General features: G+C 55.5%; 18 protein-coding genes and 1 tRNA gene. 7 read left to right on the forward strand and 12 right to left on the reverse strand.

Annotation, left to right across the window (positions count from 1 at the left end; genetic code table 11):
• Positions 1-34 precede the first annotated feature (34 nt).
• Positions 35-1,855 (reverse strand): ATP-dependent DNA helicase RecQ, encoded by a 1,821-nt coding sequence (gene recQ / locus LQ901_RS12935; protein WP_010862856.1) that lies wholly within the window; start codon positions 1,853-1,855, stop codon positions 35-37.
• Between the two features lie 168 nt (positions 1,856-2,023).
• A complete protein-coding gene (pldA, locus tag LQ901_RS12940) occupies positions 2,024-2,995 on the reverse strand; it encodes a phospholipase A (protein ID WP_010862857.1) in 972 nt (323 codons plus the stop codon).
• Between the two features lie 292 nt (positions 2,996-3,287).
• On the opposite strand from pldA, the gene LQ901_RS12945 reads away from it, so the two are divergent.
• Positions 3,288-3,758 carry a thioesterase family protein gene (locus tag LQ901_RS12945; RefSeq protein ID WP_039046430.1) on the forward strand — a complete coding sequence of 157 codons (471 nt, stop codon included), beginning with the start codon at positions 3,288-3,290 and terminating at the stop codon, positions 3,756-3,758.
• 64 nt (positions 3,759-3,822) lie between these two features.
• Here the strand turns inward: LQ901_RS12945 and LQ901_RS12950 are convergent, their stop codons facing one another.
• The 5 genes from LQ901_RS12950 to LQ901_RS12970 all read right to left on the reverse strand — a co-directional run bounded on the left by LQ901_RS12950 (position 3,823) and on the right by LQ901_RS12970 (position 11,672).
• Positions 3,823-6,654, reverse strand: coding sequence for a pitrilysin family protein (locus LQ901_RS12950; protein WP_233672312.1), 2,832 nt, complete (start codon positions 6,652-6,654; stop codon positions 3,823-3,825).
• 133 nt (positions 6,655-6,787) lie between these two features.
• Positions 6,788-7,345 (reverse strand): OmpA family protein, encoded by a 558-nt coding sequence (locus LQ901_RS12955; protein ID WP_178088301.1) that lies wholly within the window; start codon positions 7,343-7,345, stop codon positions 6,788-6,790.
• 104 nt (positions 7,346-7,449) lie between these two features.
• Positions 7,450-8,520: an FUSC family protein gene (locus LQ901_RS12960; protein ID WP_233672313.1), complete on the reverse strand. Its 1,071-nt coding sequence runs from the start codon at positions 8,518-8,520 to the stop codon at positions 7,450-7,452.
• 72 nt (positions 8,521-8,592) lie between these two features.
• Complete coding sequence (locus tag LQ901_RS12965) at positions 8,593-9,969, reverse strand: DASS family sodium-coupled anion symporter (protein ID WP_010862862.1); 1,377 nt, start codon at positions 9,967-9,969, stop codon at positions 8,593-8,595.
• A gap of 323 nt (positions 9,970-10,292) precedes the next feature.
• The gene (locus LQ901_RS12970; protein ID WP_010862863.1) at positions 10,293-11,672 is read right to left on the reverse strand and encodes a DASS family sodium-coupled anion symporter; all 1,380 of its coding nucleotides are present in this window, start codon (positions 11,670-11,672) and stop codon (positions 10,293-10,295) included.
• A gap of 484 nt (positions 11,673-12,156) precedes the next feature.
• Between LQ901_RS12970 and LQ901_RS12975 the strand changes: the two genes are divergently transcribed.
• The 3 genes from LQ901_RS12975 to cydX are packed head-to-tail and all read left to right on the forward strand — an operon-like array spanning position 12,157 to position 15,039.
• The gene (locus tag LQ901_RS12975; protein WP_039046428.1) at positions 12,157-13,716 is read left to right on the forward strand and encodes a cytochrome ubiquinol oxidase subunit I; all 1,560 of its coding nucleotides are present in this window, start codon (positions 12,157-12,159) and stop codon (positions 13,714-13,716) included.
• Positions 13,717-13,728: 12 nt separating this feature from the next.
• Positions 13,729-14,865, forward strand: a complete 1,137-nt coding sequence (cydB, locus tag LQ901_RS12980; protein WP_233672314.1) for a cytochrome d ubiquinol oxidase subunit II — start codon at positions 13,729-13,731, stop codon at positions 14,863-14,865.
• 60 nt (positions 14,866-14,925) lie between these two features.
• Positions 14,926-15,039 carry a cytochrome bd-I oxidase subunit CydX gene (gene cydX, locus LQ901_RS12985; protein ID WP_010862866.1) on the forward strand — a complete coding sequence of 38 codons (114 nt, stop codon included), beginning with the start codon at positions 14,926-14,928 and terminating at the stop codon, positions 15,037-15,039.
• Positions 15,040-15,122: 83 nt separating this feature from the next.
• Here the strand turns inward: cydX and LQ901_RS12990 are convergent, their stop codons facing one another.
• Positions 15,123-16,415: a GGDEF domain-containing protein gene (locus LQ901_RS12990; RefSeq protein ID WP_010862867.1), complete on the reverse strand. Its 1,293-nt coding sequence runs from the start codon at positions 16,413-16,415 to the stop codon at positions 15,123-15,125.
• A gap of 393 nt (positions 16,416-16,808) precedes the next feature.
• Positions 16,809-16,885: transfer RNA gene (locus LQ901_RS12995), tRNA-Pro, on the reverse strand.
• A 181-nt stretch (positions 16,886-17,066) separates the two neighbouring features.
• Between LQ901_RS12995 and gstA the strand changes: the two genes are divergently transcribed.
• Positions 17,067-17,672 (forward strand): glutathione transferase GstA, encoded by a 606-nt coding sequence (gstA, locus tag LQ901_RS13000; RefSeq protein WP_039046426.1) that lies wholly within the window; start codon positions 17,067-17,069, stop codon positions 17,670-17,672.
• A gap of 260 nt (positions 17,673-17,932) precedes the next feature.
• Here gstA and asnA read toward each other — a convergent pair whose 3' ends face one another.
• Positions 17,933-18,925, reverse strand: a complete 993-nt coding sequence (asnA, locus tag LQ901_RS13005; RefSeq protein WP_039046425.1) for an aspartate--ammonia ligase — start codon at positions 18,923-18,925, stop codon at positions 17,933-17,935.
• Positions 18,926-19,106: 181 nt separating this feature from the next.
• On the opposite strand from asnA, the gene asnC reads away from it, so the two are divergent.
• Complete coding sequence (gene asnC / locus LQ901_RS13010) at positions 19,107-19,568, forward strand: transcriptional regulator AsnC (protein ID WP_010862870.1); 462 nt, start codon at positions 19,107-19,109, stop codon at positions 19,566-19,568.
• Positions 19,569-19,582: 14 nt separating this feature from the next.
• Here asnC and LQ901_RS13015 read toward each other — a convergent pair whose 3' ends face one another.
• Positions 19,583-20,923, reverse strand: a complete 1,341-nt coding sequence (locus tag LQ901_RS13015) for a GGDEF domain-containing protein (protein ID WP_010862871.1) — start codon at positions 20,921-20,923, stop codon at positions 19,583-19,585.
• Positions 20,924-21,240: 317 nt separating this feature from the next.
• Between LQ901_RS13015 and LQ901_RS16780 the strand changes: the two genes are divergently transcribed.
• Positions 21,241-21,369: a hypothetical protein gene (locus LQ901_RS16780; RefSeq protein ID WP_255359295.1), complete on the forward strand. Its 129-nt coding sequence runs from the start codon at positions 21,241-21,243 to the stop codon at positions 21,367-21,369.
• Positions 21,370-21,783: 414 nt separating this feature from the next.
• On the opposite strand, the gene LQ901_RS13020 is transcribed toward LQ901_RS16780, so the two are convergent.
• On the reverse strand, positions 21,784-25,599 hold the full coding sequence (locus LQ901_RS13020; protein ID WP_178088304.1) for a DEAD/DEAH box helicase: 3,816 nt from the start codon (positions 25,597-25,599) through the stop codon (positions 21,784-21,786).
• Between the last annotated feature and the right edge of the window lie 128 nt (positions 25,600-25,727).

Genomic DNA, 25,727 nt, shown 5'->3' on the forward strand with positions numbered 1-25,727 from the left:
CTACCTGCATCGAGAGCACACAATTCGATTATTACTATTCGGTATCAATATGCTCGCGGATCAGGTGCAAGAACGGTGAGCCAAAGCGCTCCAGTTTACGCTGGCCAACACCGTTAACGCTCAACATGTCGCGTGCGGTAGTGGGCATTTGCTCCGCCATCTCCTGCAAAGTGGCATCGTTAAACACCACATACGGCGGGATCCCTTCTTCATCAGCGATGGATTTGCGCAGCTTACGCAGCTTGGCAAACAGTTGACGATCATAATGGCTCAACAGTGTCTTGGCGCTGCTACGCAGTTTGCCTAAGGTGACGCGTGGCTGCGCCAATTGCAAACTGACTTCCCCGCGCAGCAACGGTCTGGCCGCTTCGGTCAGCTGTAAGGCGGAGTGCAGAGCGATATTCTGGGTGACAAAACCTAAGTGGATCAGTTGGCGCAGCACACTGACCCAATGTTCATGGCTATGGTCGCGCCCGACTCCGTATACCGAAAGCTTGTCATGGCCATGATCGCGGATCCGCTGACTCTGCGCCCCGCGCAGCACTTCCACCACGTAGCCCAAACCAAAGCGCTGACCGACCCGATAAATGCACGACAGCGCCTTTTGCGCATCCTCCAAGCCATCATAACGCTTGGGCGGATCAAGGCAGATATCGCAGTTACCGCACGGCTCTTGGCGGCTCTCGCCAAAATAGTTGAGCAGCACCAGACGGCGGCACGTTTGCGCCTCGGCAAATGCGCCCATGGCATTGAGCTTGTGGGTTTCCACATCCCGCACCGGCCCGGGCTCTTTTTCTTCCAGCATCCGGCGCAGCCACACCATATCCGCCGGGTCGAAGAACAATACTGCTTCGGCCGGCAAACCATCACGGCCAGCACGGCCCGTTTCTTGATAGTAGGACTCGATGTTGCGCGGAATATCAAAGTGCACCACAAATCGCACGTTCGGCTTGTTGATCCCCATGCCGAACGCCACCGTGGCGACCACTATCTGTAAATCATCGCGCTGAAAAGCTTCTTGCACATCACTGCGCCGCTCGGTAGTTAATCCGGCGTGATACGCCGCAGCGCTCAAGCCACGGGCTTTCAGACGCTGGGCGGTGTCTTCCACCTTGGTGCGGCTATTACAGTAGATAATGCCGCTTTTGCCGCGCTGCTCTTGCACATAGCGCAGCAGCTGCTCGGCCGGTTTAAATTTTTCCACCAGCGTGTAGCGAATATTGGGACGGTCAAAGCTGCCCAGATGCAGATCGTAATCGGTGAGCGCCAGATGGCGCACGATATCTTGGCGGGTGGTGTCATCGGCTGTGGCAGTCAGCGCCATCACAGGCAGCTGTGGGAAACGCTGTTTGATCTCGCCGAGTGCACGGTATTCTGGGCGAAAATCGTGTCCCCACTGCGAGATACAGTGCGCCTCATCCACCGCCAATAACGAGAGCGGCCACTGCGCCAACTGCTGTTGCAAGCCACCGGTTAACAAGCGCTCCGGCGAGACATACAGCAATTTGAGCACGCCGCTACGCGCATCTTGCATCACTTGCAGTTGCTCTTCGCGGCTTAAGGTGGAATTCAGACAGGCGGCAGCCACGCCATTGGCGCGCAATTGGTCGACCTGATCTTTCATCAGCGAGATGAGCGGAGAAATCACCAAGGTCAGACCGGGCAATAACAGCGCCGGCACCTGATAACACAGCGATTTACCGCCACCGGTCGGCATGATGACCAGATTGTCACGGCCGTGCAGCGCCCGTTCGATGATCGCCGCCTGCCCAGGCCGGAACGACTGATAACCGAACACGTCGCGCAGAACCTGCGCGGCCGCTGAAGGAGCTGGAGAAACTTCCGCCACTGACACGCCGCCATCCTATCTCAAGAGAACACAAAGGCGGTATTGTAAAAACACTGCCGCCGTTTGTCGCTATCTGATCGCGGCGTGAGCACATTGCGCGCCGCCGACGCACCGGATATACGGCATGCAGTAACGTCGGCAAGCCAGTGAGTGAGGCTTGTTACGCTGACCCACTTACATGATGTCATTCAACATCACGCCAATCCCGAACGAGGTCTGGCGGTAGTTGTAATCAATCATGGTTTGACCGTAACCGGTGAACAGCTGGGTGTAGAAGCGCACGCTTGGCGTCAGTGGATAGCTCCAGCCTAGCTGTACGCTGCCTTTGTCGGAATCCCAGTTGTAGCGCCCTTCCATGCTGTAAACGCTGTCGCCGGCTTTATAGCCCACTTGTAGACGATAGTGGCCGAGGTAATCGACGATATCGGGGTTGTCATCGTTTTTATCCGAGTCCACCCGCACCCACGGCTCTAAATCAACCATCCAGTTACCGCGCTGCGCCATGACGCGCGCATAAATGCGGTTCCAGCTGCGTGAGGTGTCGCGCTTTTCGTCCTGCTCATCGAAATAATCGTAGCCACGACCATTCGACTGGTGCACGAAACCGAACTCCAGCTCTTTAAAGCTCCAGCCGGCCAGATTGTAATCGGTGCTCCACGCGGTAAAGATGCGCGGCTCGTAGTTGGTTTCCAAGAACGGTGCGGAAATCGAGAAATTCGTCGCTTGCCAGACCGATTTTTGGGTATAGGCCGCGGCAATCACCGAGTTATGACCAAACGCGCCCCGCCAAATCGGGAAGGCAAAGCTGAGCTGGAATTTGATGTTGTCTTTACGCAGGTCGTCCGCATCGTAGCCACGGTTGGCATACATGTCTTTGTTGAGACGATCGGTATAAGTGTACAGGATGTAATTGGTGTCATACGGGATCAGCAAAAATGGCGTGTCATGGCGCTCCAGCAAATTTGCAATCCGACCGGCATAATTGGGCCGACTCGCCGCGCTCGTTGCTGACTCACTCGCCGTTGCTTCACTGGCCGGCACCGCTGTGCCAGCGTCTAAATCCGTTTCCTGAGCCAGCACACTGGCACTGCCTAACGCACTGCTCAGTACCAGTCCTGCACTCAGCCATCCCCGCATACCTGACATAATTACTCCTCTTTAGGTTCTGCCTTCTGCCTTTATTGAGCTTGTTGCCGGCCCTGTCCGCGGTCAGGTTGCCGGTAGGTATCTGCTTATTGTGCGCGCATCCTAACAAGGAATCCGCTGCCGCTGTTAGCAATATCAAGCACTTTTGTGTGAGCAAAAATGTGTCGCAAAAAGTGTGGGCGGCCTGACGCATTGTGCGTGTTTTTTCATCAGCGCTGATTTAAAGTAAAAACACTAACGCAACAGTTTAATCACATTAATGGCGATTACCGCTTATGGATAAGGAGCCTGTATGCCATCCCCCTACCTTTCTGTGGCTCAAGCGCGGGATTTTATCGGCCAGATCTTCATGCAGGACATGCCCTTTAACCGCCTGCTGGATATGCAGCTGACACAAAATGATGCAGATTTAGTTGAGATCCGCGTCCCGATGCGCGATGAGCTGATTGGCAATCCGCACCACCGGATCTTGCACGGCGGCGTAACCGCCGCCATTTTGGATGTGGTCGGCGGCATCTTAGCCGCCACCTCCGCCTTGACCCAAGGTGAGCAGCTGACCGAGGCGCTGCTGGCCGAGCGCCTCGGTAAAGTCGGTACCATCGATTTGCGTATCGACTACCTGCGCCCCGGCCGTGGCCAGATGCTGATCGCTACCGGCCACCTGATCCGCGCCGGTAACAAAGTGGCGGTCACCCGTATGGAGCTGCACAACGAGCACGGCACCCATATCGCGTTCGGGACCGGCACCTATCTGGTGGGATGATGCCCGCAGGGGCGAGAGCCTGCTCGCCCCTACCGGTCTTCTCTCTCTGCGCTCAGGCGCATGATCATTTTGACTTGGCGGCCACCGGCGGCGCGAACACCGCACTTAGCTGGCCCGGCGCACGCAGGTAATGCAGCATCAGATCGCGCACCGTCTGCTCGGTAATGCCATTGAGTACCTGATTGACGTCCATCACCTCCTCTAACGGATAACCGGCTAAGCGGTACTGACTGAGCAGCTCCACCGTAGCAGCAGGTTGCCGCCAGATATCTTGCAACGAGGTCGCCACTTGGCCGCGCGCCTGCGTGAACTCTTGTTCGCTGATCCCTTTATCCAGCAGCAAAGCCAGCTGCTCGGCTATCGCCTCTTGCGCGTCTTCTTGCTTATCCGGTGCCACCAGCACCCGGATTTGTAGCAGATTCAGCTGCATGTCGGTGCTGGGATAATCCATGTCTACCGCCACACCATAAGTAAGCCCCAAGGCTTCGCGCAGTTGATTCTCCAGACGTTGCTGCAAAATACGCAGCAGCATGTCGTGCGCCAAGCGGTGGGCTAAATCATCTTGCATCGCCGGCACTGACAAGCGCGACTCGATAACCAAAGTGCGATCTTCTGGGTTGTCTTGCCGCAGCAGCGGTTTACTCTGGCGCAATAAGAACGGATAACGCGCCCACTCCGGCTCACCGCCCAAATCAATGCCGCCTAAATAACGCGCGGCCAGCGCAAACACCTTGGCCGGATCCACATCCCCCACCACGACCAGCTCGGCATCTTGCATCGTCGAGATAAAGATCTGGTGCAGCGCCTGCAGCTGTTTCAGTGAAACTTGCTTGAGCTGCGCTGGCGTTGGTAACTCGGCATAGCGGTTATGCGGGAACAGATGCTGATCCAGCGCCTGATTAAAACGCCCTTGCGCGGTGGCCAGATACTGGGTCAACTGACTGGCTTGCTGAGTGCGCACATCGTCCAGCACCTGATTATCCAGCTTCGGCGCCAGTAAGCTCTGGCGCGCCATCGCCAACCAAGCATCGAGATGTTCAACATCCGACGAACCGCCCAACCCATGCTGGCTGAGGGTGAGCAGTGGCCACATGTCCAAACGGTTCACATCCATAAACTGCTGCGTTTGGGTGCGATCCAACGGCCCAACACCGTGCGCGCCCCACACGCCGAGCAATTGACTGGCAGGCAGCAGCTCCACCGGCAGTGAACGCACACCGCCACGCGAGCGTAAACGCAAATAAATGCGGTCTTTAGCTTGCGGGTCTTGGCGGACCAGCACCGATAAGCCGTTACTCAGCAACGCGCGACTCAGTTTCCACTGCGGCCAGCTTTGCTGTTCGGTGATTTGGCCGATCTGTGCTGGCGTAGCCAGCATTTGCTGCGCGGCGGCGGCACCAGACTCGCTGCGACTCAACGGCGCTTGCGGCTGTGCGGACAAAAAGCGCCAGGCCTGCATCAGGCTATCAGCGGATTGCGCCGCTTCACTGTGCGGTTGCATCAGCACCAAGACCGGCTCGATCGCCAGCTGGCGCTGCAGCTCTTGATTCACCCGCTCTAAACTTAAGTTTTGCAAGAAGGTGGCGCGTAAACGGCGATACTGCTCCGGTCCCAGATCTGGCGCCCCCGATTCGAGAGCAAACAGACGCTGATTAATAAAATCGCCGCTGGTCATGCGGGCGTATTGCTCGTAAAAGCGGTTGAGATCGTCATTGGCCAAGCGATGCGCTAAGGTCAGCTCGCTAGGTAACACCCCGTGCTGACGCAAGCGAGCCAACTCGGTGGCCACAAATTGCAACCACTTTTGCCGCTGCTCGGCATCGCTTTCCACGCTCAGTGCGCACGACTCGCGCGCATAACGCACACTGCAGCCCAAGGTTAAACTGATCGGCTGACTGCCGTGCTGACTGATGGCATCGCTCAGACGCTGGCGGATCAAGCCGCGCACAAAATCCCCCAGCCACAACGCATCTAACGCGGCACTGTCTTGTGGCGGCTGCCACGCGCTGTCCCACACCAACAGCAGTTGGTTGTTCAATTGCTTGTGCGCGCTGATTTGCAGTGGGCTGGCCGCCAGTGGCGGCAGTACGGCCGGCGGCACAGCCACGCTACGCTTGCCCTGCAGAGGGGCAAACAACTGCGCCACTTCGCTACTGACCTTGCGCGCATCCACATTGCCGCTGATCAAAAGCGTCATCGCATCTGGGGTGTACCACTGACGGTAAAAAGCCTGTAGACGCTCACGGGTAGCACTGTTGATCACCTCGGCTTCACCAATCGGATCGTGCTTGGCCAGCGCGGAGCCTTTGATTTGGTAATCCCACCACTGCTGATGAGCCGAACGTTGATTCTTATCGCGGGTCAGGCTCTCGCCCAAAATTACCCCGCGCTCCGCCGACACTTGCGCCGGCTGCAAACTTAGGCCGCCCGCCACATCACTGAGCCAAGTCAGGGCCGATGTCAGCAACTGCGGCTTATCGGCCGGTAAACTGATGCGGTACAGGGTGTTGTCATATTCAGTGGAGGCATTGAGGTCATCGCCAAAGGTCAACCCAGCTTGCTGCCAGAGATCGCGAATGGCTTGCTCAGGGAAACGGGCGGTGCCGTTAAAGGCCATGTGTTCAAGGAAATGGGCATAACCGGCCTGCTCAGGGCGCTCTTGTAGCGAGCCGGTACGCACCAGCAAGCGCAACTCGATGCGATCGTTCGGCCGCTGTGGGGTATTTAAGATCTGCCAATGCAGGCCGTTGTCCAGTCGCCCTTCCAGCCAAGCCGGATCCGGTTGCAACGCCTCGGCCGCCACCTGCGTGGCCACCAGCATCAGCGCCACCGCCAGCCACGCCATCACGCGCGCCATACCACGCGCAAGGTGGCGCCTTACATATCCCTGTACCATGTTTTCTCATCCTGATAATCAGCCGATGGCGACCCACACACGAGCAGCCATCACAAGCTTGGCGATAACAATATAAGTAATACTCTGCGTTAGTAATTAAGCAGTGATACGCGCGTAATGACCCGCGCGCCACTTACTCAATGACAAACTGAACACGTCGGTTCTGCGCACGTCCAGCGGCGGTGCTGTTGGTGGCGACCGGCTCACTTTCCCCAGCACTGCGCAGTGGGCCAATTTGCGATGCGGGCGCACTGTTATTCAGCAAACTGCGGGCGGTCGATTGCGAACGACGCATGCCAAGGCCTTGGTTAAAGGCGGCGCTGCCTATGCTGTCGGTATGCCCGACCAAGCCCACACGCAGATCGCTTTGCTGCATCACGCGCGCCACACAGCGCACGATCGCCTGATCGCGCGGATTAAGCTCGCTGCGATTAAAGGCAAAATGCACCGGATCGACCCCCAGCACATCAAACTGGTTATGTTGCAAATACTGCTCGCAATCCGCGGGGATCACCTGCGCCGGATAGGGGCCAGCAATCGGCATCTGATAACCGCGTGAGATCACTTCCTCGTGGACCTGAAACAGCACCGGAACATCCGCCAGCGCGCGGCTCACCGGTAGCGCCACCAAGGTGCTCATGACACAGCCCAACCACCATCTGCGTGACCCAGTTCGTAGCAATGGCATCATATCCTTCTCCTGCATCCAACCGCGCGGTGATTATCCGCATCTGTCTATTATGCGAGCGAAAGTACCCAATACGCAATGCCACGACCGTAGGCTATACCACGCGTTTACTCGCTGTCGGTCTCGGTGGTGGGCATTTTCGCACCCCGCTTACGCGGCGGCTCGGCCTGCAGCAATAAACCCTGTAAACGGGTAAATTGACGCGCCAGCTCCCGATTGAGCCACAGATAACCAAACGGACTGAGTGGCAAACGCCCGGCTTCGCGCAGCGGTACCACGCCAGCTTGGACAAAGGTTTCGAACATGCCGCTATCCGGGCGCGATGCATCTTGACCGCGCAAACGCATCGCCTGCGCGTTCATCGCCCGCGCCAGCTGCATTTGTTCGGCTTTCAGTTTCGGCAATTCCCAATGGATTTGCGCATCAGAATAAGCTTGGTGGGTGCCGACCAGCAGCTCTAAGGTACTGAGCATCAGACGCAGCAAGTTTTGAATTTCGTTGAGGGTTTCCAGCGGCAAGAAGTGCTCGCGCGAGGCTGGAGCCAACAGAGGCCGCATCGAAAGATGGCGGTTATAGATGGTTTTAATGGCTTGTTCGCTGTCGAGTGACTGTAACAGCGCTTCCGAGCGGTGCACTTGATACAGTTGCGCCATCGCTTTGAGGTTATCGCTCAGCAGTAATTGCCAGCGGCGTGACGCGTGCTGCGGGAAGATACTGCTAAAGAAGATCGCCAGCACGGTGCCGATCAACACATCGGCGGCACGCCATAAGGCTTCTTGCTCACCGGCCATTCCGCCCCAGCCAATCATGGCCAACGTGATCCCACACAGCATCGCCACATACGGGCGTTTGCCGAGGCCATAATAGCCACAGGCCGTTGCCACCAGACTCATCCACGCCCATGCCGCCCACGGTGCAATCAACTGCATTTTGATGCTAATCAGACCGGCGGCAGCACCAATCAAGGTGCCAAGAATGCGGTGCCAGCCCTTTTGCCACACCCCCCCCATGTAGGGAATGTTACTCATCACCACCAACAGGGTGACCAGTACCCACGGGCTATGGCCGAGCGGCGCGTAATGCAACAGGATTAAGGTCAGCAGGAAGGCCGAACCGACACGCAGCGCATGATAGGCTCGATAGTGGCGAAAGATAAATTCGCGATCAACTAAACGCACGGGAAGAACCACGCAGCAAAAAAGAGAGCCTGCATTTTAGCAGGCTCCTTGCATGAGAACAGAAAAATGTGATTACAGCCACACAAACCAAGCGAACAAACTGATAACCAGAATGCACACTAAGTTCAGCCACCAACCCACGCGGATCATGTCGCGTTGGCGCACCAAACCGGTACCAAACACAATCGCATTCGGCGGTGTGGCCACTGGCAGCATGAAGGCAAACGATGCGCCCATCCCGATCACCAAGGTCAGCAGCAACGGCGGCATGCCTAAGGCCTCAGCCACGGTCGCAAACACCGGTACCAGCAGCGCCGCACTGGCGGTATTCGAGGTAAATTCGGTCAGGAAGATGATAAACGCGGCCACGGCTAAGATAATGATGAACCAGTGGCTGGCACCGAAGATATCCGCCATGCCGTTGGCCATCACCAAGCTGGCACCTGAGTCTTTCAGCACCGCACTTAAGGTCAGACCGCCACCGAACAGCATCAGCACACCCCACTCGGTGTTTTTCTGAATTTGCTGCCAATTGGCCACGCCGGTTGCACCAATCAGCACCGCGGCACTTAACGCCACCAGTGAGTCAAATTGCTTGATCCCACCGAGTGCTGCACTGATTTGGCTACTGAAGATCCAGCACACTACCGTCACCGCAAAGATGCTCAAGGTGATCATGCGCGACGGTGTCCACACCATAGTTTCCGTTTCGATGCTGACCACATGCTTGAGGTTCGGGCGCAGTACCAGATACAGCACCGCCATCATCACCGGCATGGTCACCAGCATCACTGGCAGACCAAACTTCATCCAACCGGCAAAATCCAATCCCAATTGAGCTGCGGCGATCGCGTTTGGTGGGCTGCCTACCAAGGTACCCAGACCGCCGATACTGGCGCTATAAGCCACCCCCAGCAGCACGAATACGAAAGTACGGCTGTCTTTTTCCTTATCCAATTTGCTCAGGATCCCCAGCGCCAGTGGCAGCATCATCGCCGCAGTGGCGGTGTTACTGATCCACATCGAAAGCGCTGCGGTAACCCCAAACAGCAGCAGCACCGCGGTCGACATCTTGCCGCGCGCCAGTACCATCAGACGATTGGCGATCAGGCGATCTAGACCTTGAATATGCAGCGCGGTCGCCAGCGCAAAGCCGCCGAAGAACAGGAAAATAATCGGATCGGCAAACGAAGAGAGCGCTTTAGGCGCATCCAACAAGCCAAGGCCGACAGCAACCAGCGGCACCAGCAGCGCGGTTAAGGTGACATGCAGTGCTTCGGTCAGCCACAGCACGCCGATAAAGACCATCAGCGCCAAGCCTTTGTTGGCATCGGGGCTAAACGGTAATACGTTGAGTAATAAAGCAAACAGCGCCATATCCAGCAGGATAATGACGCCATTGCGGCTAACACCTGCGCCCAGCGCCGGAGTGAGAGGAACATCGGCCATATGGTAAAACTCCCTGTGAAAATACGACCTGCGGCCGGTATGCATGTAGGGTCACCCACAAACACACCTTGATTTCACACAAAGATAACCAAATAAAAACATTCAGCCAGAGGACAACTAGTCAAATATGCTACATATTATCAATCTGAGAGCTGAAGCGTTTTAGACCTTAAAAAGAATATGGCTATGCAAGCATAGCCATTTCTAACATTCGGCTGTTTTAAACCCCGCGGGTTAAATTCCAGCCGCGAGGTTGCCGTGTTTGCAATTGTTGCCGTAGTGACAGGATGCGGCTTAGCGCCTAAAGCGCATGGCAGAGGCGCTTAACGCCACACAAACCAAGCAAACAGCGTCACGATACCGACGCACAGCAAGTTAAGCCAAATCCCCACGCGCACCATCTCGCTTTGGCGAATTTGCCCCGTACCAAACACAATCGCGTTGGGCGGAGTGGCCACCGGCAACATAAAGGCGCACGACGCCCCCATGCCGATCACCAGCGTCAGCAGGGCCGACGGCATGCCGAGCGCTTCAGCCACAGTCGCAAATACCGGTACTAACAGCGCCGCACTGGCGGTGTTGGAGGTAAATTCGGTCAGGAAGATGATAAACGCGGCCACCGCCAGAATGATGATGAACCAGTGACCGGCGCCAAACAGATCGGCCATGCCATTGGCCATCACCACGCTAGCCCCTGACTCTTTTAACACCGCACTCAAGGTCAGGCCGCCACCAAACAGCATCAGCACGCCCCACTCGGTGTTTTTCTGGATCTGCTGCCAATTAGCCACCCCACAGGCACCAATCAACACTGCGGCACTTAACGCCACCAGCGAGTCAAACTGCTTCACGCCCCCCAGCGCAGCACTGATCTGGGTACTGAAAATCCAGCACACCACGGTCAGGGCAAAAATCGCCAGAGCCAGCAGACGCGGGCGCGTCCAACTCAAGGTTTCCACTTCCACCTTAAAGGTATGGCGTAAGTTCGGGCGCAGCAGCAGATAAAGTAGCCCAATCATCAGCGGCATGGTGACCAGCATCACTGGGATCCCGAATTTCATCCAACCGGCAAAATCTAAGCCTAATTGGGCCGCTGCGATCGCGTTTGGTGGGCTACCCACCAAGGTGCCCAAGCCGCCAATACTGCAGCTATAAGCAATGCCGAGCAGCACAAACACGAAGGTACGGTGGTCTTTTTCGCTATCGAGCTGTGCCAGTACCCCCAGGGCCAGTGGCAGCATCATGGCGGCCGTGGCAGTGTTACTGATCCACATTGACAACCCCGCCGACACCCCAAACAGCATCATTACCGCCACGCCCATTCGGCCGCGTGCCGCCAGCAGCAGCTGATTGGCCAGCAGACGGTCAATGCCCTGAATGTGCAGCGCAGTGGCCAAGGCAAAACCGCCGAAGAACAGGAAAATAATCGGATCAGCAAACATCGACAGCGCTTTAGGCGCTTCCAGCAGCCCCAGCACCACCGCCATAATCGGCACCAGCAGCGCGGTCAGGGTGACGTGCAAGGCTTCGGTCAGCCACAGCACACCGATAAAAATCATCAGCGCCAACCCTTTGTTGGCCGCCGGCTCAAACGGTAAAAACGCCAACAGCAATCCCAGCAGCAGAATATCCGCTGCCAAAATCACACTGCTACGACTGATACCACCAGACGCGGGTGAAGGAGAGACAGACAGCTCGCTCATAAATCATCCTTTCTTGTTGGGGATCAATAACCCCGCAGTTAAGCAACAGACACAACCTCCGAGGCGCATCAATTTCACCAAACGATAACCGCAACACAACAATGGATAAATTGATTTAAACGTTAACTATTCACTTTAATGCCAATGATGAGAGCTGAAACGAATAGTTAGGCGACCTTTTCCACTAAAAGACAGCAGAAATCGCGCCACTAAATTAGTAGGTAGCATTTTGTAGTACCTATGAGCGTTTACCCAAAAAAGAAACAACCCGTTAATAACAACCGCAAGCGGTATCCCGACACTATGTTTTCTCCGCCAACGCTCTACCCTACCGCAAGGGACGCCTGTTGCCAGTGATTGCGCATCAGTGAGCCGGTACTGGGTAACGCCCAACTGGTTAGCGCCCCGCTCGCTGTTTTGCGTTCTCATTGATGGCTTGTCACGTTTATGCGTGTCACAGGCAGGTGTTCTGAAAGGAGTCAACATGTGGGATGTTGTTGATCTATCGCGGCTACAGTTTGCCCTGACCGCGCTCTATCACTTTATATTTGTACCCTTAACCCTCGGGTTGTCGTTTTTGCTGGTGATCATGGAAAGCTTGTATGTGGTCACCGGCAAAACCGTCTACCGCGATATGACCCAGTTCTGGGGCAAGCTGTTCGGGATTAACTTTGCGCTTGGTGTCGCCACCGGCCTGACCATGGAGTTCCAATTCGGGACCAACTGGTCATATTACTCACACTATGTGGGGGATATTTTCGGCGCGCCGCTGGCGATGGAAGCCCTGATGGCCTTCTTCCTCGAATCCACCTTTGTCGGCATGTTTTTCTTTGGCTGGGAGCGGCTGAATAAATACCAGCACCTGCTCGCCACCTGGTTGGTGGCCTTCGGCTCCAATATCTCGGCGCTGTGGATCTTAAACGCCAACGGCTGGATGCAGTATCCCACCGGTGCCAGCTTCAACTTCCAGACCATGCGCATGGAGATGGTCAGTTTTAGCGATCTGGTGTTTAACCCAGTCAGTCAGGTCAAATTTGTCCATACCGTCACCGCCGGTTATGTGGCCGGCGCGATGTTCGTGATGGCGATCAGCGCCTATTACCTGCTGCGCGGTCGTGATCGCGGCTTTGCCTTGCGCTCGTTTTCGGTCGCGGCCTGCTTTGGCATGCTGTCGATCCTCGGTGCGATTCAACTGGGTGACAGCTCAGCGTTTGAAGTGGCCAAAGTGCAGCCGGTAAAACTGGCAGCAATGGAAGGCGAATGGCAAACCTCACCAGCACCGGCACCGTTTCACTTAGTCGCTTGGCCGAACCAAGACGCACAAAAAAATGATTTTGCCATCAAGATCCCAGCCTTATTAGGGATTTTAGCCACCCACTCGTTAGATAAACCGGTGCCTGGGCTGGTTCCACTGATGAACGAGACCTTGCCACGCTTAGAGCGCGGCCGCGAAGCCTATTTACTGCTCCAGCAAATCAATCAAGGCCAAAACAACGCACAAACCCAAGCCGCGTTCGACAAAGTGAAAGCCGATTTGGGCTTTGGCCTGCTGCTGAAACAGTATGCGCCAGATATGACACACGTCACCACAGAACAGTACCAAGCAGCCATGAAAGGCAGCATCCCCGAAGTGGCTCCGGTGTTCTGGAGTTTCCGCATCATGATTGGCTGCGGCATGTTGATTGCGTTGGTGATGCTGGCGGCGATTATCCAAACCGTACGCGGCAAAGTGGCCGACTCCCCACGGCTACTGCGCGTTTGTCTGTACAGCTTGCCGCTGCCGTGGTTTAGCATCGAGGCCGGTTGGTTCATGACCGAATTTGGCCGTCAACCATGGGCGATTCAAGATGTCTTACCCACTGCCGCCGCTAACTCAGCGTTAACCGCCGGCCAGTTATGGTTCTCGATCTTGTTGATTTGCGGTCTGTACACCCTGTTCCTCATCGCTGAAGTCTACCTGATGATCAAATACGCCCGCTTGGGCCCCAGCAGTTTGCACACCGGTCGCTATGCGCTGGAGCAAGCCAGCCGTCCACAGGCCTAAGGAGAGATGACTATGTTTGATTACGAGACTCTGCGCCTGATCTGGTGGCTGATCATCGGCGTGATCTTAATTGGTTTTGCCGTCAGCGACGGCTTTGATATGGGGGTCGGTACGCTGCTGCCATTTATTGCCGCTAACGATACCGAAAAACGCATTTTACTCAACAGCGTCGGCCCACACTGGGAAGGCAATCAGGTATGGCTGATCTTAGCTGGCGGCGCGCTGTTTGCCGCGTGGCCTTTGGTGTACGCCGCAGCGTTCTCCGGTTTTTATGCTGCCATGATCATCTTGCTCAGCGCCCTGTTTTTCCGGCCGCTGGCCTTTGATTATCGCGGCAAAATTGCCGATGCCCGCTGGCGTAACCTGTGGGATTGGGGTCTGTTTATCGGCAGCGCGGTACCGGCCATACTGTTCGGTGTGGTGTTCGGTAACCTGCTGCAAGGGGTGCCGTTTACCTTAGATAACAATCTGCATATCAGCTACCAAGGCACCTTTTGGGCGCTGCTCAATCCGTTTTCCCTGCTGTGTGGCCTGCTCAGCCTGTGCATGATCTTGCTGCAAGGCAGCTGCTATTTGCAGCTCAAAACTGGCGGCGTGCTGCACCTGCGTGCGCGCATGATCACGCGCAGCAGTGGCTGGCTGCTACTGTGCTGCTTCTTGCTGGCCGGTTACTGGTTGATGGAGGGGATCCCGGGCTATCTGCTGTTGCATGCAGACCCCAATGGCCCGTCTAACCCGCTGCTGAAAAGCGTCGCGGTGATGCCGGGGGCGTGGGCCAATAACTTTATCACGCATCCGTGGATGTTGGTCTTCCCGCTACTGGCGGTCGTGATGTCGCTGCTGACCTTGCTCACCAGTGCGCGCCGCTGGTCTGGCTGGGCCTTTTTGACCGCCTCGCTGACTCAGGCTGGGGTGATCCTCACGGCGGGATTTACCCTGTTCCCGTTTGTGATGCCATCGAGCCTCAATCCGGTCGCCAGTCTGACCTTGTGGGATGGCACATCCAGCCATGAAACGCTGGAGATCATGCTGATTATCGTGGCGATTTTCTTGCCGATCGTGCTGCTGTACACCGGATGGTGCTACTACAAGATGTTCGGTCGCTTACATGCTGACTTCATCGAGCAACATGATCATCAACTGTATTAAACGCGTGGGAGCGCTGGCATTAACCGCCGCGCTCCACACCATCTGAAGAGGTAGCCAAATATGTGGTATCTGGCATGGTTTTTGGCCATTTTACTGGCCTGTGCCTGCGCAATCATCCTCGGTGTCTGGTTGGAAAATACCCACCTACCGCCTGAGCCGCCGCAGGCGCAGTAAATCACCACGGACATCCGCCCACTAAAAAGCCCCACCTATCGGCGGGGCTTTTTATGCATCACGTGGTGCATCATGCCGCGGCGCTAGCCCAAGCAGACACAATTGCGCCCGTTTTGCTTGGCCTGATACAAGGCGACATCGGCGCGGCAGATGGTATCAGCCATATTCTCACCCACGCCCAACTCCACCACCCCAAACGAGGCGGTCACCGCAATATTGAGCGGCCAAATCGTCTGCTCAAACTCACTGCGCAACTGCTCAGCCACATATTGCGCGCGGTACAAGGTCATATCAGGGCACAGCAACATAAACTCTTCTCCGCCCCAACGCACCAAACGGCAATTGGCGGGGATTAGACTGCGACAACGATGCGCCAGATGCTGCAACACTTCATCCCCGACCAAATGGCCATAGGTGTCATTGATGCGCTTGAAGTGGTCGATATCCAGCAAAATCATCGCGCCTTCCGTTTCGGCCTTGGTCGGCCGCCACATATCCAGCATCAAGGCGCGTGCGCCGTAGCGATTCAATGCCCCAGTCAGCGGATCGTATTTGGCCTGATACTCCACCTCTTCATTACGCAGCTTCAGCATCAGGTTCAGCTCTGACAGCTGCTGCTGGCGCTGGCGAGCACTGCGCAGCTGAGCGCGCATCTGCACGTGCATCAGCGACAAATAGGTCAGCATGCTCACTACCCACACCGCGATGATCAGCAGATAATAATGCTCTTGCGAAATCCACTTGCCGTGAAACTCCACATAATCCACCTGCAAGCGATGCTCACCAGCCGGCATCACCTCGCTAGAGGCAAACTCCAGCTGAAAGACCCGATCAAATTGCGGCAACGCTTGTTGTACCGGCACTTTAAAATCGTTGATCCACCAGCTGGCGACCTGAAACGCACTCATCGGTACATCCACCATATTGCCGGTATCGGCAGGACGCACAATCAGCTCGTTAACCTTATGCGATAATGGCTCATCGCAGCGCGAATAGGCCGGATCGTAATTACGCAGGTACAAACGCCAGAACTGCGGCTCTTCACCAGACGAGCGCAGCGCAATGCGGATCCGCTCAAACTTAGACAAATCCAACCCTGACTCCGGCTCCGCCACCAGCAGTGATGCCTCACAATACGGCCAGCGGTACGCTTTGGTTAGCTGACAATCAAGATTAATCCGGCCATTTTTGTCTACCGTCACCACCGCTTCAGAAGTGCCACCGCGCACCCGATCATCTATCGGTTCAACACTGTCGGCACTCAAGCCATCAATGCGGATCACCCGATGGGCAAACACCGGGTATAACGCCACCGCCGCAACTGTCAGCAGCAACAGGGCAGTAAAAAACTTGGCCGCGGCATTCTGCCACACCATTAACCAGCGCTCTCTCATTACTCTTGGTATGTTCTTTTTATAAATTAGATCTACGACAGCGAAGTTTAGCATTGCTTAAAAAGGATTAAATGGAACAAACACGCAGTTATATGTCTGATTATTGGGGTTATCTGTCGAGAAAAGCCTACAAACAAGATAGGTATATGGCAACCGATGCACTGCATCAGAATCACCATTCCGCACCGAAACCTAAAATCTAGCCATGAGAAGAGATGCCAGATAGCGGCAGGAAGAAAAACGAACAGGCAGGAAGCCCAAGAGAAAAGAACAATGAGACCGAGGAAGGATAGGGGCCAAAACTCCAATACAAAAAAACAATACAAAAACACCAATGCAAAAAACCCAGCCATAAGGCTGGGTTTTCAAGAATTCTGGTCGGTGAGAGAGGATTCGAACCTCCGACCCACTGGTCCCAAACCAGTTGCGCTACCGGACTGCGCTACTCACCGAATGCCGCGCATATTAATCACCTGCCCGCCGGTCGTCAATCACTTTCTCGCACTTTTTCCGCTAGCCAGCGCGCGTTCGCTGCATTATTGTTCTTTTTGTGTGATTTACCGGCACCACCCGCCATTTTGGACGCGCACCGGCCATCAACCCGACCGGTTCGCTCACGTAAGGAGCTGTCACATGAAACTGTTTTACACCCCGGGCGCCTGCTCGCTCTCTCCACATATCGTGCTTAACGAGTTAGGTTTGGCCCACACCCTAGAAAAAGTGGACCTGAAAACCAAGCAAACCGAACACGGCAGCGATTTTCGCCTCATCAACCCCAAAGGACAGGTGCCGACCCTGCAACTGGATGACGGCAGCATCTTGACCGAAGGGGTAGCCATTGTGCAGTACTTAGCCGATCAATGCCCAGAGGCCGGATTGCAGCCCGCGCCCGGCACCCGCGCTCACTACCATCTACTGGAAGTGCTGAACTTTATCGCCACCGAGCTGCATAAAGGCTGGGGCGGCCTGTTTAATCCTGCCATGCCGGCAGATTATCGCCAGCAGGTCTTACAGCGGATCGCCGGTCAGCTTGAGGGCCTCAATCAGCAACTGACTGACGCGCCGTACGCGTGTGGCGATGCCTTTAGCATTGCCGACGCCTACCTGTTCACCATTTTAGGCTGGGCCAAGTGGCTGCATATCGATCTCGCGCCCTACCCGCAAGTACAAGCGTACTTAAGCCGTATTCAGGCGCGCCCTGCGGTACAAGCCACCTTACAGGCTGAAGGCTTGCTGTAACACCGGAGATCGATGTGGCGCTTACGCCCAACGCCCTGAACGACAGGCAAAAAAAGACCCACCGCAGTGAACGGCTCACTACGGTGGGTTTCCCGATCGCCTGTCTAGCAGCGATAAAATTACCCATTACCCAACAACTTTTGCCGCGATCTCTTGTTTACTGACCGCGTCATTGCTTACTTTTCCACTTCCACCGAAGCCTTCGCACCGTACAACACCGAACGTTACCGACGGCCGAACTTGTGCAAACTCACGCGAACTTACAGCAGACCTTCGATTTGCTGATGCAGCTCTGGCGCCCACACGCCACACTGTACCTGACCAATGTGCGGACGTTGCAGCAGCAGCATGGTCAGACGTGATTGCCCAATCCCGCCACCGATGGTCTGTGGCATATGACCGGCCAGCAGACTCTGGTGCCACGCTTGTTGCAAGCGATCCTCATCCCCAGTCAGTGCTACCTGACGACGCAGAGCGTCAGCATCGACACGAATACCCATCGATGACAGCTCCAGCACATCATCCAGCACCGGGTTCCACACCAGAATGTCACCGTTCAAACCGGCCAAGCCATCCACACCCGCCGAGCTCCAATCATCGTAATCAGGGGCGCGGCAATCATGGGCCTGACCGTCAGACAAGGTGCCGCCAATACCCATCAGGAACACGGCGCCCAGCTCTTTAGCAATCGCACGCTCACGCTCTTTGGCGCTCAAAGTTGGGTAGCGCTGCAGTAATTGCTCGCTGTGCATGAAATGAATGTCAGCAGGCAGGAACGGCGTCAAACCATACTCGGCGCACACCGCTTTTTCAGTCAGGCAGATGGCCTGATAAATCTTGCGAACCGTCTGCTGCAGATAGGCTGGAGTGCGCTCACCGTCAGCCATCACGCGCTCCCAATCCCACTGATCCACATACACCGAGTGGATAGCCGACAGACGATCTTCGTCCGGACGCAGCGCTTTCATGTGGGTATACAGCCCTTCACCAGCGGCAAAACCGTAACGGCCCAGCGTGTGACGCTTCCACTTGGCCAGCGAGTGCACCACTTCAAACTGCGCCTGCGGCAAAGTTTTAACCTTCACCTGCACCGCTTGCTCGCTACCGGACAGGTTATCCTGAATACCGTCGCCCACCTGACTTAAAATCGGGCCCTGCACTTCCACCAGACCTAACTGATGGGCCAGCTGGCGGGAGAAGAAATCTTTCACAAAACTGATTTGCTGCTGACGTTGGATAAATGACTTGTTCATCGTGCAAGGCCCCGTACATTCTTGTTTAATCTTATCGACGGTAACCCGTCATCTCTGTAGATGATTCTTCAATAAAACGCACAGCAAATTCAATAATCATCAATAAAAATAGCCTTGCCATACAGATATCAACAAAATATGCTGCTGTATATTAATGATTAACCAATATCAGGGATAAAAAATGCACGAGAATTATCGGATCGATAATCTGGATAAATCGATTTTGAGCGCGCTGATGGAAAATGCGCGTACTCCTTACGCCGAATTGGGCAAACGCTTTGCCGTCAGCGCCGGGACGATCCACGTGCGCGTCGAGAAGATGAAACAAGCCGGCATTATCGAGGGCACCCGCGTGCAGGTCAGCGCCAAGCGCCTCGGTTATGACGTGTGCTGCTTTATCGGCATCAATTTGAAGAGCGCCAAAGATTACCCCTCCGCGCTGGATAAACTGCGCGAGCTGGAAGAGGTGGTGGAAGCCTACTACACCACCGGTAATTACAGCATCTTCATCAAAGTGATGACCCGCTCGATTGATGAATTGCAGCATGTGCTGGTGAACAAAATTCAAAATATCGATGAGATCCAGTCCACCGAAACCCTAATTTCCCTGCAAAATCCGATCTTGCGTGACGTTCGCCCATAAGCTGCAGGGCACGGTCAGAATAAATGGCTGACCGTGACCTGATTTTTGCCATTACGCTTGGACTCATACAAGCAGTCATCGGCCAGTTTAAAGGCGGTCTCAAACGCCTGCGCCCGCGCGATACACACCCCGATCGACACCGTAACCGGCAAGCCGGTCAGCGCCGACTCATCGGCAATGGTGCGCCGGATCAATTCGGCACGATGGCGTACCGTATCTTCGCGATCGGTCATCAGCAGCAGTAAAAACTCCTCACCGCCCCAACGCGCGACAATATCATCATCACGGGTGAGGTTTTGCAGCACCTGCGCAATGGTCTGCAGTACCTGATCGCCAATTGCATGCCCATGTCGATCATTGACCTGCTTGAAGTTGTCCACATCTAGCACCAACACGCTAAAGCCACTGGGTAAGCGGCGCAGGTGATCGTTGACGTAATAACGATTATGCAGCCCCGTCAGCTCATCGCGATAAATTTTATTTTTCACCCGCAGCACCCATGCCAGCAGCAGCACCAACGTGCTGGCGCTGGCGAGCGCAATCAGCAAATCACTGGCCGACAATAACGACAGCTTGCTGTAAGCAATATTGATGCGCTGCTGCGAGCACGGGAGCAAAAAACTGTCCGGCGTATTGGCATCATTGAGAAAAAATTGGGTGTTGTGCTGCTGGTTAAAGCTGGCGGTAATATGGCGGAAAATCATCGACCGAATATCAGCAATCGCCACCGCTTGTAGCTTGCCCTCGGTATACAGCGGCATCAGCATGCTGACCAATTTTAATCCCGAGTAATTTTCCCGATAAGGCGTGGTGATATACACCCGACAACCGCGAAAATCACCGGCATCGTACGGCCGCTGTTGCCAAGTAGGATCGATGCGACTCATCTGCTGCAGTGCTTGATCGGCTTGGCGCGAAAACAGCAAATCATGGTACGGACGATAAGGCGTGACGATCACATAGTCCCGCGCATACTGGATCAACCCCAAGGTGGCCAAATGGTTATGGGTAATAAAATCGAGGTTTTGCTTAATTTGCTGCAAATTGGCAAAGATATCTGGCGCCCGTAATGTTTGTAAGTCAGCATTCGGTAGCGGGATAAATTTGATGTGCGCAAACTGCTTATTGCGCATGAGCAGCTCATTGGCCGGTAAGAACGGCACATTGTTATAAGCCACATAGAGGTTACGCAACTGGGCGTAACTGTCGAGAAACACCGCGTTGATTTCATTGAGCAGTAACGTTTTATACTGCAGATAGCGACTCTGGGCATGCAAAAAAAAGAATAGCGTGACCAGCAGGCTGATCAGTACAAAACTGTAGCTCAACCAGAGCAGGCGTTTTTTATCGTTCATCCTAATATCACACGGTTAGTGTTGGCACGACGGTGAGCGGCAAGCGCCACACCACCGTGAGCGGTCATCATGCACCCGCTGTTTTCGCGGCCATGCATTATCAGCCGGGCTGATGACAGCCTATCGTGTTTTAGTATGACATAAATCCACCGCCCCTTCTGCCCTTGCACACCCAAACCGTTTTCCCTTGGTCTGACAAAAGTACAGCGCAAAATTTTTTTAGTGTTAATGCGATCACACTCTTGCAAGGCTGTAACGTTTCAGCTAGGATGTTTTTAAGCCGAAACGAGAGGCGAATCACACAAAGGAGCATCATCATGACACTGTCTATTATCCGTCAACGCGCTATCCGTACTCAGAAGCAACAAGCCACTATCGCTCTGGTATCTCGTGCATTTAGCAAAGCCCGTGCTTACTGGCACATCCGTAATGCTCAAGCGCTGTAATCTCAGCGTCTGGTCGACATTACACAGCAACACAGCAACACAGCAACACAGCAACACAGCAACACAGCAAAAAATAGCATCAGATGTTATGCCCGATCAGGGCAAGCAAGACGTCATCACGAGCAGGCATGCGCCTGTAAGTAACCGGTTTGCACTATCACGCCAGAAGTATTGCGTGCCGCAACCGGATTTGACCATCACCGGACAGAAGCCGGTACAGGGATAGGTTTCTCTGAGGTTACATAGGACGTAACAGTAACCTCCTTTTCTTTTTCTGCGTTATTTTTCTTGGCTTCCTGCTTTCCTGCCGCATGCCAATACCCACACGATACTTACACGACAATTCTTACACTCAACGTACATGCGCGACATCCGCATCACCACGCCTCCTTGCGTGGCAAGTTTATTGGCTAACTATTCCGTCAACAGCTGATACAACAACTCGCTATCGAGCTTATCAACTTGTGACTGACCACTGAGCACCTTGTCTGCCAACTCGCGTTTTTCGGCGTGCAGCGCAACAATTTTCTCTTCGATCGTATCTTCTGCGACCAAGCGATACACCGTGACTGGCTGGGTTTGCCCCATACGGTGCGCCCGATCGCTGGCCTGATCTTCGACCGCCGGATTCCACCACGGATCCAGATGGATCACCGTATCGGCCTCGGTCAGGTTCAAACCGGTACCGCCAGCTTTCAAGCTGATCAGGAATAACGGGTGCTTCCCTTGTTTGAAATCGGCCACCGCTTGCTGACGGGCGGTGGATGAACTGCGTCCATCCAGATAACTGTACCCCAAGCCGCGCGCCTCTAACTCATGGCGCAGTAACGTCAGCAAACCAACGAACTGGCTGAAAATCAGGACCCGATGCTGGCCGGCCAGCGCTTCCTCCACCAGCAACAGGGTTTCCTCCAGCTTACTGGCACTGCCTTGGTAATCAGGGAATGACAGTTGCGGATGGCAGCAAATTTGTCGCAAACGCGTCAGCCCAGAAAGCAAGGTCATCCCCGCGCCACGCTCAGGCTCTGCCGCCAGCTCCCGTAAGGTCTGATTACGCGCCTGTTCATACAGCGCCCGCTCTTGCTCACTTAAGCTTACGCTGTGGGTGATTTCTGTTTTCTCCGGCAGTTCGGTCAGCACCTGACGCTTAGTGCGGCGTAAAATAAACGGCGAAACCAGCGCGCGCAGACGTTGCAAGCTATCGCTGTCACGCACGGCCGAAGCATATTGGCGCATAAACTGTGCTTTGCTGCCGAGTAGCCCAGGGTTAATAAAAGCGAACAGACTCCACAGTTCGGTTAAGTCGTTTTCCACGGGCGTGCCACTGAGGGCAATCCGCGCTTGCGCGCGCAAACGGAACAGCGAGCGCGCACGCTGGGTATTGGCGTTTTTAATCTGCTGGGCTTCATCCAGAATCACGGTGGCCCAATCACGCGCACTGAGCCAACTGGCACAACGCGCCAGCAAGCCATAACTGATGATAATCACTTCCCCAGCGCCCGCGTTGGCAATCAGCTGCTGGCGATCTTCGCTTTGCTCCACATCATGCAACACCAGCTCAGGGGCGAAGCGCTGCACTTCGCAGGCCCAGTTGTGCAAGACCGATTTCGGCACCACCACCAGCGCTGGACCTTGTTGCCGCCGTAAACGCAGCAACGTTAGCGCCTGCACCGTTTTACCAAGGCCCATGTCATCGGCCAGACAAGCGCCAAAGCCGTGTTCGCTCAGGTGCGCCAACCAGCGTACCCCTTCGCATTGATAGGCGCGCAGCGGCGCTAATAAATCTGGCGCAATCGCCACCGGCTGCTGCCAGCGTTCGGTCAACGCCTGCCAGTGTGGATCGCCCGGCACCGCTTGCTGCTGCAGTAACTGCTGCAACGGGAAGGCCAGTTGTTGGGTAAAGCTTTGATCCGCCGCCACCAAATGGCGCAAGGTTGCCAACTGCTGCTGCAAACGAGCAGTCAGCAACAAAATTTGCCCGTCATCCAAGGTGATATAGGCTTGCGGCTCATGGCGCAGTAGCTGATCCAGTGAGGCCAGTTTCAGCTCTTCCAGCTGCAGCTCACCGTCGAGGGCAAACCACTGCTCACGGTCATTGACCCGTAACTTAAGATCGTCGGTATCGACCCGATAGGCACGCGGACTTTCCTTGTGCCACAGCAAACGCGCACTGTGCCGCTCTGGGCATGACTGCAAAGTGTGCAACATGGCAATTGCTTCGGCCCCTTGCCAGCGCCAGCGCGTTGGCGGCTCGCCACTGCCGCCATGGCTATGCTGACCGGTCGCGAACAACTGCTGCCAAACCTGCGCTTGCGCCAGTTCGGCCGCCAGATCACGACGTAGCCAATGCAGATGATCTTGCGGATCCATGATCCACGCTTCACCTTGCCCAGGCGGAAGCGGATGCGGCCACTCTTGCTCTGGCTGGGTAGTCAGCTGGATTTCCAGCGTATCGCCGCTCCAGTTCAGCCACAGATATGGGGTCGGCAACCACTCGGAGACCTGCACATTGCCCTGTAATTGCGGATGCTCGCTGTACCACGGTTGCTGCGGCCAGCGGGTAATCAATGTCTGCAAGGATGCCACCGCGCTCGGCGGTAAATCACTCGGGGTGCGCTGCAATGAGCGCAACAACGGCACTAACGGCGCCGGCAACTGATAAAACTGCCATACCGTAGCCGCCACTTGGCGCAGCGTTCCGGCTTCCACCGCCAAACGCGGATTGAGCAGGCAACGCACTCCGTCGCCTTCTTGCGCGGGTAACAAACGCACCAAAGGCTGCAGCGGCAACAAAATCAGGCGCTCGCCCTCCGGCAATAAGACCCGAGGATGTCGACTCAGCGCTTGCAGCAGCGGCTCATCCACCAGCACATCACGATAAAAATAGTGCTCTTGCGGGTTAGTGGCGCGATAGACGCGCAGGTCGTCTTCATCCAGCAAACGCTCGGCTTCTAAGCGCAGATTGTAGATGCTGACCTGTCGCCCTTTGGTCCAACCCTTCTTGCCACGTTTTTGAATGCGCGCAGTCAGCTGCTTGGTTTTCGGCGCTAAGATCCACACCACCCGCTCATCGGCGCTGCTATTGGTGGCCATCTCGTCCGCTAATGTCGGTTCAGACAACTCCGGCACCGGCGCCACCGGACGACGTAAACCGTCAGGGAACAGTGAATTGAAGAGTGAATAGGTCGCCGGCTCTCCGGCCAACGCCCGTAATAAGGCTTGAGTTAACGCAATCAGTGGTGCGCGCGGCGGATAACGCATGATATGGGCAAACACGCTGCGCTGGCGGCGCTGTTCATCAGGGCCTGCGCCTTGCTGCACGGCACGCAGCGCAAACAAGAGCAGATCGCCCCAGCGTGGTGGCTCCTCTCCCTGCAGCTCCAGCAGACGGTCAGCACTGTCGGCATCGGCGGCCAACAGGCGCGCGCAGTAGTGTGCCGCCGGCCAATTTTCTACCGCTCGCAGCTGTTGCTGGATCTGGGTCAAAGCGGCAGTACCGCGCTCTGCTGGCAGCAATAGCGCCGCCAGTAGACGAGAGAAGACCGCATCCACCGGCAACTCTTGCTCGGATGGCAACTGGCGCTGGGCTGGCGCACTGCGGGCAATGCGATGCAGCCAATGGTTGGCCGGTAACGTGCCGGCTGAACATAAAAACGCACACCCGGTCCAGCCTTGATACAAGGCCGTTAACCCCTGCGTATCCAGCACAGCTTGCGCCTGCTGCCAAAAATTCGGCTCACACTGGGTGCGGATCTGGCGCAACAAGGCATAACGCGCAAACGGTGCGATCCACTCCGCGGGAAGATAGCCAATACCAGCCCACAACCACTCGGCATCCGCCAGCATATCGAGCCAATAGCCGCTATCGGCATCACATAACGGCAATGCCGCCGCTGGGGTGAGTGCGGCCTGCAATAGTGCCTGCCACGCTTGCATCAAGGGATCGTTACTGCTGGGTAAACGGGCGAGAGTCAGCTCACCGCGTTGCAATAAACGCAGCAGCGCCCACCCCCCGTTCGGGCTTAACAGATAGTGGCGCTCTGACTCGCTGCCTTCGCACTCCAACAGCTCGGCTTGCTGCAAGGCGGTCAGCACGTCTTCCAGTAACGATGAGGGCAGCCAGGGAAAATGCGACTCCACCCGTTGGGCCAACGCCGCGACCGGTAAACTGAAACTGGCCGACAGCTGACACAGCACTTCAATATGCAAAGGGTGAAGTAATAAAGACATCCGACATCCTGAGGTTACGCCAAAAACACTCATCAGGATGCCTCAGATAGCCGGTTCGGTTCAAGTGTTGCTATTGGTGCAGTGTCAAAAACCATAATAAAAGAAAGGGAATGACGAGCCATTAGGCG

Source organism: Plesiomonas sp. PI-19 (assembly GCF_021368255.1).
Taxonomy (GTDB): Bacteria; Pseudomonadota; Gammaproteobacteria; order Enterobacterales; family CAMTGL01; genus Plesiomonas; species Plesiomonas shigelloides.